Annotated in this window: 12 protein-coding genes; all 12 read right to left on the minus strand. The window is 60.2% G+C overall.

Annotation, left to right across the window (positions count from 1 at the left end):
- Positions 1-10: 10 nt before the first annotated feature.
- The 12 genes from AB8A27_RS14360 to AB8A27_RS14415 all read right to left on the minus strand — a co-directional run bounded on the left by AB8A27_RS14360 (position 11) and on the right by AB8A27_RS14415 (position 12,513).
- Positions 11-1,081: a peptidylprolyl isomerase gene (locus AB8A27_RS14360; protein ID WP_441242462.1), complete on the minus strand. Its 1,071-nt coding sequence runs from the start codon at positions 1,079-1,081 to the stop codon at positions 11-13.
- Entirely contained in the window at positions 1,081-1,674 is a 594-nt protein-coding gene (locus tag AB8A27_RS14365; protein WP_441242463.1) for a hypothetical protein, read from the minus strand. The genes AB8A27_RS14360 and AB8A27_RS14365 overlap by 1 nt, the downstream gene beginning before the upstream one ends.
- Positions 1,675-1,676: 2 nt before the next feature.
- Positions 1,677-3,506, minus strand: a complete 1,830-nt coding sequence (locus tag AB8A27_RS14370; RefSeq protein ID WP_441242464.1) for a putative porin — start codon at positions 3,504-3,506, stop codon at positions 1,677-1,679.
- A gap of 61 nt (positions 3,507-3,567) precedes the next feature.
- Positions 3,568-4,290: a TonB C-terminal domain-containing protein gene (locus tag AB8A27_RS14375; protein ID WP_441242465.1), complete on the minus strand. Its 723-nt coding sequence runs from the start codon at positions 4,288-4,290 to the stop codon at positions 3,568-3,570.
- Complete coding sequence (locus tag AB8A27_RS14380; RefSeq protein WP_441242466.1) at positions 4,287-4,766, minus strand: hypothetical protein; 480 nt, start codon at positions 4,764-4,766, stop codon at positions 4,287-4,289. The genes AB8A27_RS14375 and AB8A27_RS14380 overlap by 4 nt, the downstream gene beginning before the upstream one ends.
- Positions 4,767-4,773: 7 nt before the next feature.
- A complete protein-coding gene (locus AB8A27_RS14385) occupies positions 4,774-5,178 on the minus strand; it encodes an ExbD/TolR family protein (protein WP_089264781.1) in 405 nt (134 codons plus the stop codon).
- A 5-nt stretch (positions 5,179-5,183) separates the two neighbouring features.
- Positions 5,184-7,157 carry a DUF2341 domain-containing protein gene (locus AB8A27_RS14390; RefSeq protein ID WP_441242467.1) on the minus strand — a complete coding sequence of 658 codons (1,974 nt, stop codon included), beginning with the start codon at positions 7,155-7,157 and terminating at the stop codon, positions 5,184-5,186.
- A 20-nt stretch (positions 7,158-7,177) separates the two neighbouring features.
- The gene (locus tag AB8A27_RS14395; RefSeq protein ID WP_441242468.1) at positions 7,178-8,869 is read right to left on the minus strand and encodes a ShlB/FhaC/HecB family hemolysin secretion/activation protein; all 1,692 of its coding nucleotides are present in this window, start codon (positions 8,867-8,869) and stop codon (positions 7,178-7,180) included.
- A gap of 318 nt (positions 8,870-9,187) precedes the next feature.
- On the minus strand, positions 9,188-10,183 hold the full coding sequence (locus AB8A27_RS14400) for a FecR family protein (protein ID WP_441242469.1): 996 nt from the start codon (positions 10,181-10,183) through the stop codon (positions 9,188-9,190).
- Between the two features lie 257 nt (positions 10,184-10,440).
- The gene (locus AB8A27_RS14405) at positions 10,441-10,986 is read right to left on the minus strand and encodes an RNA polymerase sigma factor (protein WP_441242470.1); all 546 of its coding nucleotides are present in this window, start codon (positions 10,984-10,986) and stop codon (positions 10,441-10,443) included.
- A gap of 130 nt (positions 10,987-11,116) precedes the next feature.
- Positions 11,117-11,806, minus strand: a complete 690-nt coding sequence (locus AB8A27_RS14410; protein WP_441242471.1) for a TonB family protein — start codon at positions 11,804-11,806, stop codon at positions 11,117-11,119.
- Positions 11,807-11,832: 26 nt separating this feature from the next.
- Positions 11,833-12,513, minus strand: a complete 681-nt coding sequence (locus tag AB8A27_RS14415; protein WP_441242472.1) for an STN domain-containing protein — start codon at positions 12,511-12,513, stop codon at positions 11,833-11,835.
- Positions 12,514-12,797 lie beyond the last annotated feature (284 nt).

The raw sequence follows: 12,797 nt of genomic DNA on the forward strand, positions 1-12,797 counted from the left end.
GACGCGTTCCTTAGTTACGGGATTTGCCGTCGAGCAGCTTGGCAAGAGCAAGTTCGTTGATGATCGGCGGCTGCTGCTTGAGCAGCTCGGCGAGATAGGCACGGCGCAATGCGGCGGCGCGTTCGGTGCGGATCTGCCGGACGAGCTGATCGCGTACTTCGGGCAGCGTGCGCGTATAGGCGGCCTTGGTGTCGACCAGACGGATGATATGGTAGCCGTCGTCCAGCGTGATGGGTTCGGACACAGCGCCCTTGGCCAGGCCGACGACCTGACTGCGGATTTCCGGCCGGATCTGGTCTTCCGGCAGCAACCCCAGATCGCCGCCGCGCTCGGCGCTATCCCCAGCGCCGCTGTCGCTCCGGGCAATCGCAGTGAAGTCGGCACCTGGAGCTTTCAGCTTCTTCTGGACGTCGTCGAGCTTCTTCTTGGCAGCGTCAGCCGTTGCCTTGTCCGCATCCTTCGCCATCGGAATGAAGATCTGCGCGAGCTGATACTGCCGTGGCACCAGCAGTGCGGCACGGTTGGCGTCATAGACCTTCTGCAGATCGTCTTCGCTGGGGAAATTCGCCGGCGGGTTGGAAACCGACTGCAAATACAGTTCCACCATCGCGTTCTCGCGAACCTTTTCCAGCTGCGCTGCGACCGCTGGCTGCTGATCCCACTTCTTCGCGGCCAGTTCCTGCATCACAAGGCGATTGGAAAGCAGCATGCGCACCGCCTGGCTCAGCAGTGCCGGATCCTGCGCCAACGCCGCCTGCTCACGCGGCCCAAGTGCCGCGATGTAGGAACGCATATCATCGGCGCTGATGTCGCTATTGCCGACGCGGGCGACTACTTCACCTGATGGCTTGGCGGCAGCGACCGTGTTCGATGCTGCCGGAGCAGCGGGCGCTGCGGGGGCCGCAGCAACCGGAGCTGGTGCAGCAGGCTTCGGCCTGGCCGGAGCCGGCGCTGGCGCCTGCGCAACACGCGGCTGTCCCGGCTGGAGCGCCGTCTGCGCATGAGCCGCCGACAAAGTAAACGTCGAAGCGACAGCAAGACATGTTGCCGTCGCGAGCGTCAGGGAGGAACGCGAACGCATTATTGAATCACCTTCTGCTCGATCAATTTGTCTTCGTAGTCCTGCAGGATATTCTGAACCTCGACACGGCGTGCTCCGATCAAGGGTTCGTTGATCACAGCGATGTCTCCGAAGGACACGCCCTCGTAGCGGCGGAGCAATTCACGTCCGACCTTCATCAACTGTCCGTTTTTTGCCACGCAGCTTTTGGTGCTCGCCTTGTAGGCTGTCGCTTCGCCTTCGAATTTGGCGCGTTCCGCGTCCTTGGTACGGGCGACGGTCGCCGCCTCCTCATAGGCGCTCTTCCATTTCTCCAGCGTCTGGTTGCGATCTTCCAGACGCTGGTTGAATTCATCGACCGCTTCGCGGTGGGTCTTCTCGACTTCCTTGACCTGCGCCTTGGCCGCCGCGATCTGCGACGTCATCGCCGCCTTCTCGCGCTCGGCATCGGCCACCTTGGCCTGCAAGGCAGTCCGTTGGTCTTCAAGGGCGCGGGTCTGAGCCGTCGCGCTGCGCAGAGCTTCACGCAGCTTGTCCGACTCGGCGTCGGCCCGGGCCTCCTGGCTGGCCAGAACGGCCAGCACCGCCACTGAACTCAGAATACGAAATCGCATGATCAGAACCTTGCATTCAGATCGAACTGGACCACGTCGACGCTATACGGCACGCCGGCGATATTGTTGGCGCTCATCCAGCGCAGCGAAGCCCAGACGTTGTCCGAGATCCCCAGATTGCCGCCGATGAAATAGCCCTTGAGGTTGGTGCCGCCGAGGCCGAAATCGGAGTCGGCAAAGGCATCGATGGTCGCGTCGGATTCAAGATACTTGTATCCGGCGTGAACATTCCAATCCCACAGTCGTTTGACTTCCTTATGACCAACCGTCACACGGCCCATCCAGCCCTGATTGCCGCCGTCATATACACCCGGAGGGCCACCGGCGACGGTGGGGCCGATGTTGTTCACCGCAACAGCAGTAATCGCGCTGCGATTGAAGGCTGTGTTGTTGACATACTCGCCATCGAGAACGACGTGCACGGGATGGAACTCTCCGAGGTCCAATTGACCACTGACAACAACCGGCCGGAACTGACTGGCCAGCCCGAAGTACTGGAATTGGGCTGTGGGCGCTCCGGCGCTCGACGGATCCACGAAAATATTGCGCAACGACTTGTAAGTATTGCCCTTCTGAGCGAAGGATGGCCGGGTCATATCCGTGTCGCAAACGTCGTTGCTGCTGACGACGAGGCAAAGTGAGGACTGCCGTCCCTGAGTATTGGTGAAGTCATAATAGGCAGCGCTCAGCCGCAGCGCCGAGTACGGCGCAAACTTTGCTCCCACGCCCATCTGGGCACCAAACAGCCATTTGTCGTTGCTTGGGATTTTCTCATACTGCCCGGTATTCGCGTTCGTGAGATTGATGCCCGCATTCAGGTCGCTGTTGTAGGTCGGGAATGCACCGGCGACGATGAACGGCGTGATGCCTTCAGCAACTTCGTGCTTCGCCTGCACGGCAAATCCGTCGAAGCCAAGATCCTTGTGCCAGACGAGATCCGTCGGCGACCAGAACGGATTGTCGAAGCGACCGATCGAGAAGGTCAACTCGTTCCAAGGTTCATAACGTGCATATGCACGATCGATCCAGAGTGCATATTTCGAAAAATTGCCGCCGGTTGTTCCAAGTGACTGGTTCGTCGAAACTGGCGAATTGCTGTCACCGCTCGCCAGGCGAATTCCAGCCGTGAACTGATCGTTGATATCGATATCGGCACCAAGCCGCATACGGAGACGCGCCCGATCCCGATTTTGCGACGCGTTATAGGTCGGCGCGTTATAGACGTTAGCGTCCGCCGTATCATACGGCGAACCGGTGTTGATCGCATTGAAATTGTAGGCGCCGCCCTGATCGTTGCCGGTCGGGTAGAACTGGCCCTCGTAACGTGCCCGCAGATCGCCGTAGAAACGAATCCGCTGGGCCCATTCCGGATACTTCCCGGGCGAGGCCCAGTTCTCGGTCTGCGCTTTCGCCATCACGTCGCGCTTGATCTCTTCGCGCAACTGGCGCTTCACGACTTCCGGCACATAAGTGACGTGCTTGGTGCCGGGCGGAGATGCAGCAGCGGCGGCGGCACCGGCGGTCTTGGCCGCTTCCTCGGCGCGCATCGTGGCGCCCTTGGCCGCTTCGCGCGCGACATAGGCTTCGTCGTCGGCTTGCTTGATCAGCGCCTCGGCCTGTTCTTCCTTCAGCACGCCCTGCTTGACCAGCATGTTGACGAGATTGATCGTCGCGTTCGGCGACGTTGCCTTCGCACGCGAGACTGTAGGACGCTTGGCATCGGCGCGGCTGCCGACATCCTGCGCCAGTGCAGGAACGCTACAGACAAGTGCGCACATCGATACTGCGAGTGGCGTCAGGCGCCAGGCGGTATCGGATTTCTGGTGAAACATCGGTCTCAAGTCCCCTACTGATCAATATTCGTCGTGTCTCATCGGCCCGTTAAGTGCGGGCTTAACTCGGTCGTCGCATGGTGACGCGTGTCACCATCGGCATCGGCATGTCGTTGGGCGGCGGCTCGCGCAGCGTCAGCCGACCGAGCACTTCATTACGGATGGTGGCGTCGAGTTCGGCGCTGCCAGTCGACGATGCCAATTCGACGCGATTGACGCGGCCGGTCCCGTCGGCCCAGATTCGCACCTGCAATTGCGTCGCGGCATTCTTGGTCTTCTCGTTGGCGCGCAGCGCGGCTTCGATCTGCGTCTGCACCATTGACGCGTACCACCCCCAACGGCTGCCACCGCCGCCGCGGCCGCCATACGGGCTGCCGCCGACCTTGCTGCCGAGATTGAAGAGATCTCCGGGACCCGTCGCCTTGGCGTCGAGCGCCAGCGGGCCCGGCGGCTCCTCATTCTTAGCGTCCTTGACCGGCTCGTCCGTCGGCTTCTCGACCGGCTTGTCTTCCAGCATCTCCTGCTCGACCATCTTCGGCTGATCGATCACTTTCGGCTGTTCGATCATCGGAGGTGGCGGCGGCGGGGGCGGTGGCGGCACGATGTTCACAACCGTCATTTCACGCACGAGCTTTGGCGGCGGCGTATCGCTGCCACCCATCAACATGTACCCGGCGCCCCCAAACAATGCGGCAATGGCCACCAATGCGCCGCCGTAGCGCAGCAGCGACTTGCGATTGCTGCCCTGCTCGGATGTGTTTTCCTTCCCGGGATCGGCGCTCATGACGCGACCTCGAGAGGCGCGCTGTCGGAGATGCGCTCGATCACATATTGCAGCACGAAAGTGACGAGAGAATCGAAATCCGTGGTCTGAATGATCAGCCGGGTGCCGCTCGGCGCTTCAATCACGAGATCATATTCCGACGTATGCGCGTCGAACTCGACATAGGCATCGTCATCGAGTGACAGGCGCAAATACGGAGTGTGCGACAATAGCAACGTCAAGCTGTCCGCGGGTGAATTGAGCTCCGCGATCCGGCGCCGCAGCAATTCCGCGAGTTTCACCAGCAGCGCCTCTCCGCGGATCGGGAACGGCAAGACGATGCCGGGCTCACGCGGAGCCGTATCGATCGCCGTCACGCCATCGATAGCCGGGCCCCTCGCGGGTGTCTCTGCGCCCTCACCTGTCCGGCGCAGCCATGACCACAAGGTCTTGAACGCCTTCTTGGTATCGTCCTGAATTTGCCCGGGGGTATGCATCGGCCCGTTACTTCACGAGAGGTTTGGTCGCGAGACCGACTTGAGTCACACCGATCCGGCCCAGCAGATCGAGTACATCCATCACGCTCTGGTACTGCGTCTGTGCGTCACCACGCAGAACCACCGGAAACTCCGGAGTCAGCGCCTTCTGCTGCACCAACCGTTGCTCAAGTTCCGGCAGCGTGACCGGTATGGTGTCGAGGAAGATCTTGCCGTCATTGGCAACGGTGATCGCCTTGGTCGTCTGCGTCGCCAGACTTGGCGCCGCAGATGCTTTCGGTAGATTGACCTTCTGTCCCTGCACCGTCGCGGTGGTCATCACGATGAAGATGATGAGCAGCACGTACGCCAGGTCCAACATCGGCGTGATGTTGATATCGTCATAGGGCTTGGATTTGCTCTGGACCTGCATCGTTCTTACTCCGCAGCCTGACGGTGTTCAGCCGGCAGATCGGACGAATAGAACTCAGCCATCTTGGTCACGAATTCGTCGATGAAGACCTGCATGTCGCTGGTCAATTCGCCGATACGCGTCACCAGATAGTTGTAGGCAAAGAGCGCCGGGATAGCGACGACCAGGCCAGCCACGGTTGCGACAAGTGCCGCCGCAATACCCGGTGCGATCGCGTTGACGTTGACGTCGCCGCTTTCAGCGATGGCCGCGAAGGTGATCATGACGCCGACCACCGTGCCGAGCAGGCCAAGGAACGGTCCGCCGGAAATTGCGATGGTCAGGACGACCATCAGGCGGTTGAGGCGCTGAGTTTCCTTGACATAGGCACTATCGAGCGCCGCACGGATTGCCGCGATAGCCGCGCCGCTCAGGCGGATCACATCGCCATTGCCAAAGCGATGGCTGATCTGTTCGGAACCCACATGATAGATGCGGTACAGGGACGAGGCACGGACCATCTGGGCTTCGTCTTCGCTGAGCTTGCTGCCAAGGATGGCGGCATCGTCATCGGCCTCGCCACGATCGAGCGCCGTCAAATTCGCCGCCAGCTTGCGGAAGCTCTTCATGAAGCGATCGTTGGCCTTGGCCTGCTTCTTCAGGTAGCTGACGCGATCGACGGTCACCATCCAGCTTGCGATAGCCATGATGATCAGCAAACCGATGACGATCCAGCCGTCGATCGTGACCGACTTCAGGATGATTGCGAAATAGCCCGAGAGCCAGCTTGCGGTCTCTTCGTCGGCGCTGAACGAAATCAGCTTCGTGGGCTGTCCCCCCTGCGTGATGGCAGCATATTTGATGAAGCCGGCCGGGCGTGCGATCTTCGAGATCTGCAATTCGTCCATATCGCCGGTGAAGCCGGACATCGCAGCAGCGGCGACAGGCGCCGGCGCAGCCTCAGCGGCGGGTGCCGTGCCGTCTGCGGCGGGCGCAGCGGCGTCCACGGCCGGAGCGACGGGAGCTGCGACTACGGCAGGAGCCGCGTCACCGCCAAGCCGCGCAACGCTGTTCAACGCCGGCAGTGAGGCATTCAACGTCGCATATGCCACGCCATCGAGATACACCGTGACCACGCCACCATTCGCCGTGACGGCAACGTGGTGCCAGGAATTGGCTGCGACCGGCGCGCCAGCGCCACTGCGCTGGGTGCCAGTCGCATTGCTCACCTCGACGAACGGGGCACCGTTGTCGAGACCGATAATGACTGCATTTGCGGCGTCGCGGCGGCTATACAGCGCAGCATTCGGCTGCAGGGCGGCCGGCTTGATCCAGGCGGACCAGGTGAACGGTGCACTGTCGGCCATCGCAAGCGATGACGATGCGGGCAACGTGACAGGCAGGCGGCCATCGAGACGTAAGCCGGTCCCGATCAATGAACCATCCGCGGGCTGTCCGACGCTCTGCGCGTTGCCGGCCCAGACCGTCGAGTCGATCGCCGGCGTACCGCGCTCGTTGAAATGATAGACCAGCGCCGCATCCGGGTCATAAGTACCCTTGGCGTCGTTGGTAGCGACCGCTTTCTTGTTGCCGTAATACAGCCAGAACTCGGACTTCGCGCCAGACGCGACGTTTGGAAGCGCAACCCACACCAGAGCTTCACCGAGCAGCGAATCCCACTTCTCGATGTGATGCTTCAGCGGGGTCTTGTCGTCCGATGCCACGAAGCGCAGATCGCTGCCGTCGTCCTTTGCAAGACTGAAGCGGAAGTTGCCGACATGCAGACGAACCAGGGTCGGCGCGGTGCCGATTGGATCGGTGATATTCGCTCCCGTCGCGCTGGAATCGATATTGATCTTCTTGCGCAGCTGCCACTCGTCATTCCACCAGGCTTGCGCCGACGATGGGAACAGTGTCACCGCCGCAGCAAAACCCAGCAGAAGTCCTGCGACCATATTCTTTGCGCGTCGTCGCAATGTCGAATGGCGTTCGCCGTTCATGTGCCCGCACCCCATAGCCATCAGAATTCACCCCAAAGTCGGAAATTGACGCGGCCAGCCCCGGCCTGCGAGTAAGTTTGGCTGATCATCGGCACCGAATAGGCGACCATGCCGTTGACGCCATCGAACACCTTGAAGCGCGTTCCCGCGCCGTAGCTCCAGATGTCGAATTTCGACTGCTGTTCAGGCAGTGGACGCTGGATGCTCACATGGCCCGCGTCGGCGAAGCCGAAGAAACGCCATTCGTTGAATGTGACGAAGCGCGGAGCGCCCTGCCCGGTTTCGTCCTTCATCTCTTTCTGGAGCATTGGACCGAGATCCGGCGTACGCAATTCGAGATTGCCGACGATACCGTCGTCGCCGAGGACTTCGGATTCGAGATAGCCGCGCACGGTATCGAGGCCGCCAATGCTGAACTGTTCGCTGGACACAAGCGGTCCGTCCGCGACCTGCCCCTGCATCTTGCCGTAGAGCTGGAAGCCCTCCGGCAATTCCTGGGTATGGGCGACATCGACATTCAGATGGGTAAAGCTCGCCGATGCGTAGGCGCGCTTGTTATCGAATGCGATCCAGTCGCTGCTGGGCGTCCGCATGTTGTAGGTCACCGACGCGTTGAGCTGGGTGGTCGATTTTTCCAACTGGAATGTCGCACCGTAGCTGGCAACGAACGGATAGTAAGTGACCGGTGACGAGAACCCGGTCGCCGCACTCTGTACCGTCTGATCGAAGTGCTTGTAATCGATACCGGCCGAGATGGTGTGGAACAGGTTTTCGCGGGCTGGCAGCGTGATCACGGCGCGGCCGCCGAGAATCTGACCGGGGCCGACGACGTTCATGCCGCCGATGCTTGCGACATTGCTGCTCGACTTCACGGCATAGAACAGCACGGTCAGCCAATCGACATCCGGCACACGCGCCATGTACGACCCCGAAAACACCTGCGCATGGTCAGGATTTTCCGGAGCGACCTGATAGCTGAAGCTGAACGAATGACCGAGCTGCCACAGATTGTCGTAGCGCACCGTGCTCAGCAAACGCGTCGCAGTGGTGTTTGGAGACTGGCGGTTGTTGACTTCGATGCTGGCATGCAAAGGCGCCTTGTCCTCGACATTCAGATCCACATCGACTGTACCAGGCGTCACGCCAGCGCGCAGAGCGGGCGTAACGCGACGATCGGGCCACTGGTTGAGGCTAACAATGTCCTTCGTCACGTCATTGAAATTGGGAACAGTGCCCTGCTTCAGCGAAGGCGCCCGCCCCGTGATGTTGTTGAGATCGAAATAGCGCGAATTTTTCACACGCAGCTGACCGACCTTCAGCTCCGAGACCTTCAGGATGACCCTGCCCGTCAAGGCATTCTGTTGCGGAACCGAGACACTGACGGTCTGGAAGCCCTTGTCGTGATAGGCCTTCTCGAGCGCGGCACGCGCCTTCTCGACGTCATCGGCAGATTTGTTCGGCCCAAGAAATGGATAGATGGCTTCCTCGATCTCGATTTGCGGCAGCGTATCGGCTCCCTGCACAGCAAAATCGTCGATATCGAAACGCTGAAGCGGCGCGCTCGGCGCTGGCTTCGCGTCAGTTGCAGGCTTCGCAGCAGCCGACTGGCCAGCATCGGAAGATTTCGCATCCGCCTGCTTCTGCGCGCCCTGCTGGGCCGCCTTGGCCTGCGCAGAACCTGTTGCGCCACAGAAGCTACCAATTGCCAGCATGAGCGCTGCTGGAGCTACACAACGAAGCAGATTCAATCGGATACGAGCTGTGCCGACATCATCGCGATAACCAAGAAGCATGTTTCAAGCCCATAAGAGGGCACACCGAACGCAGGCCGCTTGCCTCCGATCAGGTCCCTATGTCTTGAAGACGTTTGGAAGCGACTTAACCCGCAAAAGAAAATTAAGGGATCGGTGCAAGCCGAATCACGAGCAACTCGTTCCGCAACAATGATTGGGGCAGCGGGCGCCGATAGAACACGCCCGAACTCATTGCCGGCGTTCAAGGCGAAACGCCAGGCTCTCTGAGACGAATGATCAGCTCAGCAGAACGATGCCGCCAGGCAATGAGCGCACGTCGGCGCTGAACAATTGCCGGACCTGGGCAACGAAATCATCAAGCTTGTCAGTATGGAACGTACCATTGACCAGCCGCAGACCTAGATCTGAATTGGTCACGACAATCTTGCCGGGTCGATAGCGGTTGACCTCGCTAACCACGCTCGCGAGCGGCTGATCACGGAAAATCAGCAATTTTTCCCGCCATGCAGTGGCACGCTCCGCATCAGCGACCAGCGTCGGCACACCGATCGCTTCTGTCGACGAATAGCTAACCTGCTGGCCGCGCGACAGCTGGACGCTGCGGCCATTTTGCGAGACGGTCATGGCCCCGTCCATGCAGATCGCAAGAACCGCACCATCGATGCAACGAACATTGAATTCGGCGTAGGCCGATGAAATCTCTCCGTTAGCAGCGGTGAGAATCAGGGGATCCGACGCCGGCCGCTTCGCGGTGATAGCGGCCTCCCCGGTGATCAACGCGACGCGCGCCGCATTTCCTTCCGAGCGCACCGACAGGCTGGTCTGGGTATTCAGCTTGGCAGCGACATTCTCTGCCAGCAGCACATCGCGCTGTTCGCCCTTGGCAGTGCGATAGTCGGCCGACAATTCCACCAGCGACGGCCACATTCCCAAAGGTGGGTTGACCACCATATAGCCGGCTGCCGATGCCGCGATCGCGCCTCCGATGAAGCCGCGCCGGCTGACCATCTGACGCGCACCGCTGGAGATACGCGCCGCGGCTGGCCGCACATTGCGAGCCTCCAGTTGCGCGCCTATGGCACCAAGATCGCGGAACATTCTCGCGGCTTGAACAAAAGCCTGCTCGTGCAGGTCGCTCTGGCGGCGCCAACGCTGCAATGCCTCGGCATCATCCGTCGTTGCCTGGCCAGACCTCAATAAGAGGACCCAATCCATGGCGCGATCGTGCAAGGCAGGATCACCTAATCCGGGATCATTGATCGGCTCGGTCACGCCACAGGCACCCGTCTCGCAGACGCGACAAGGCTACCGGTTGCGCCAATAAGAACCTGACTATGTCGCAAGAGATAAATCATGTGCGGGACAGATCTATGATTCTGGTGAATGCAAGCCAATGCAACACCTTCTAGATATCTAGACGGTTGAAGCAAGGCTATCCCGCAATTCATTCCGAGAAAAATGAAACAAAGGGGCTTTAGCAGACGGCGCCGGTAGGATACGCCCGGAATGGTTGAATGGCGAAAATCGGCTCACGATTTTGGCCGCGGTCCTCCGGCGCGCCGGATCAGGGTCCTGCCCAAACGTGCGGCACAATGTTTCAAAGCATTTTTGAGATCGATCTCGACCGTACGGATGCTCACACCGAGAAGCGTGGCAATCTCGTGATCCGGCATCTTCTTCACGACCGCCGCCATGAAAACCTGCCGCGATCGGGACGGCAACTCCGCCAGCGCCCGATCCAGCGCTTCAATCTCCTGACGTCCCTCGACAATGGTCGATGCATCCGGGGTATCATCCGGTATATCGAGCAGAGCTTCGACGGCATCCAGACTCAAATGCCGCCGTTCGACCCGCCGACGGTCCGTTGCGACATTGAGCGCTATGCGAAACAGGAAGTCATTGGGACTGTGTACCAGCGTCGTATCGGAGACGCGTTCGACGCGCAGGAATGTCTCCTGCAGCGCCTCGCCAGCAAGCTCGGCCGACCCCAAACGTCGTGTCAAACGCTTGAAAAGACCGCCGTAATCGGCTGCCAGAACGCTGCGCAACGTTGTACGATTAGACCCGGTCAACACTTACAGCCCTTGTACGCACGGCGCCGAACTCAACAACCCGTGATGCTAGTTATCGGTAGCCCGTGACAGATTAATTACAGAGATTGCGACGACGAAGGCGAACTACCCCGAACCGTAGTTCGACCATGCATCAGAAATCGACCGGGAATAGAACCGTAAGCAGCTCCGGCATATCCGCCGGGATTCGCGGTAAAGGCTGGGCTCTGCGGATCAATTCAACGGCTTCCTGATCAAGAATGGCCCGCCCCGAACTTGCTTTGACGCCGACATGAACCACACTGCCGTCACGCCGCATCGAAAACGCGACAAGCACGCGCTCCCGCTGTCCATCGCGATTTGCCGCTTTGGGATAGCGCTGATAGCGCTCGATATGCGCATTCAGCATTTTCTGGAAACGAAATGTTGCTCCGGCGGGAACGGGCTGCGCCTGACCTGAGCTTGCCGGCTTCTGTTGCGGCGAAGATGCTGGCCGCGACGGCAGCACAGGCTCGATCGGCTGGGCCTCCTCTTTATATGACGGCTGGGACGGCGCCGCGATACTGGGCACAGTCTGGAAATCCGCGATTGGCGGACTGGTCTGAACTGATGCCTGCTTGAACTCCGCAGTTGGCCCCGGCACCTGAATGAGCTCGACATGGATTGTCGCGTCACCACTGTGCAGTGCCGAGCCGCTGGGCTGCTGATGCAGCCAATAGACACCAGCGGCAAGCAGTATGGGCACCAGCACAATCGTGCTGGCGAACCAGCGCCATTGCCCGGAGAATCCGACAACCGCCTCGCCCTGAGGATCTGCCTGGGCGGCTGCCTTGATCTGATCCATCCCTTTCCAGATGATCGGTGATCCCATCACATCGACCGAACATTGATGATAATCGTCACGGGCTGCGGCGTGTTCGCCGGAGGAGCCTGACTGATCTGAAGTCCATCGAGCAGCCGCGAGATGGCATCGTCTCTCTCCTGGTCGCCCGACGAACGGAACAACTCGGTCTTCTGCACAGTGCGCGGTCCATCGATCCACAATTTGATGCCGGCGCTATAGCTGCCGCTTCGCGTCTTGGCGTCCTTGCGCAGCGCCTGCTGGATATCGGCCTTGATGATCCCGTTATAGGCCTGCAATTGCGAGGCGTCGTTACGATCCGTGGGGCGACGAACCCGCAGCGGCTCAAGAATGAGATCCGCCTTGTTGAAAAGAGCTGCGGGTGGGTTGTCAGGATCGCTCACAGCCGGCGCAAGGGTGACCGAATTGACGCGCGTATAGTGAATGGTGAGATCGGTCTCGGACAGCAGAATTCGCAACGCCGCATCACGCGTCATCTCGCCCTCGACGCCGATGGAGTACCGACCGCTTGCGGCGCCGCTCTCGTAAAGCAGCTGAACCCCCGTCGCCGTACCATAAGCCTGCAACGCCGATGCCAGCGGCTGGCTTGGAATATTAAATCGCAGCGGCGCGAGATATTGCGGGTCGTCGTTCGCCGCCATGGCAGAAACCATCGCGCCAAGCGCCGCAACCATAGAAGCGACAATCATCAACCGGCGTGGAAATCCGAGGCCATACGCCCTCAGCCATGACGCCCTGGCGCCAAGGCGCCGTTCCGGACCCAGTTCGCTCCATTGCTGGCTGATACGCATCATACAGACCTTAGATTGGCTCTGATCGTTACGAACTCGTGTCACGAGGTGCGTGCATCGCCCTCGCCGGCATGTCTTATCCGGGAGCCACGTCAATCAGCAAGCCCGCTTGGAAATCAGACGGCCGCCGCTATCGATTTCTCGATACGTGTTACCCGCGCGCCGCTTTATGAAGTTTTTGC

It is taken from the genome of Tardiphaga sp. 768_D3_N2_1, assembly GCF_052076105.1.
Taxonomy (GTDB): Bacteria; Pseudomonadota; Alphaproteobacteria; order Rhizobiales; family Xanthobacteraceae; genus Tardiphaga.

What these genes read in the sequence shown, in the direction of transcription:
- AB8A27_RS14385 (WP_089264781.1), bottom strand. Translation starts at nt 5,178, where the DNA reads ATGCAGGTCCAGAGCAAATCCAAGCCCTATGACGATATCAACATCACG.
- AB8A27_RS14395 (WP_441242468.1), bottom strand. Translation starts at nt 8,869, where the DNA reads ATGCTGGCAATTGGTAGCTTCTGTGGCGCAACAGGTTCTGCGCAGGCC.
- AB8A27_RS14415 (WP_441242472.1), bottom strand. Translation starts at nt 12,513, where the DNA reads ATGATTGTCGCTTCTATGGTTGCGGCGCTTGGCGCGATGGTTTCTGCC.
- AB8A27_RS14390 (WP_441242467.1), bottom strand. Translation starts at nt 7,157, where the DNA reads ATGAACGGCGAACGCCATTCGACATTGCGACGACGCGCAAAGAATATG.
- AB8A27_RS14360 (WP_441242462.1), bottom strand. Translation starts at nt 1,081, where the DNA reads ATGCGTTCGCGTTCCTCCCTGACGCTCGCGACGGCAACATGTCTTGCT.
- AB8A27_RS14410 (WP_441242471.1), bottom strand. Translation starts at nt 11,806, where the DNA reads ATGGATCAGATCAAGGCAGCCGCCCAGGCAGATCCTCAGGGCGAGGCG.
- AB8A27_RS14380 (WP_441242466.1), bottom strand. Translation starts at nt 4,766, where the DNA reads ATGCATACCCCCGGGCAAATTCAGGACGATACCAAGAAGGCGTTCAAG.
- AB8A27_RS14365 (WP_441242463.1), bottom strand. Translation starts at nt 1,674, where the DNA reads ATGCGATTTCGTATTCTGAGTTCAGTGGCGGTGCTGGCCGTTCTGGCC.
- AB8A27_RS14375 (WP_441242465.1), bottom strand. Translation starts at nt 4,290, where the DNA reads ATGAGCGCCGATCCCGGGAAGGAAAACACATCCGAGCAGGGCAGCAAT.
- AB8A27_RS14370 (WP_441242464.1), bottom strand. Translation starts at nt 3,506, where the DNA reads ATGTTTCACCAGAAATCCGATACCGCCTGGCGCCTGACGCCACTCGCA.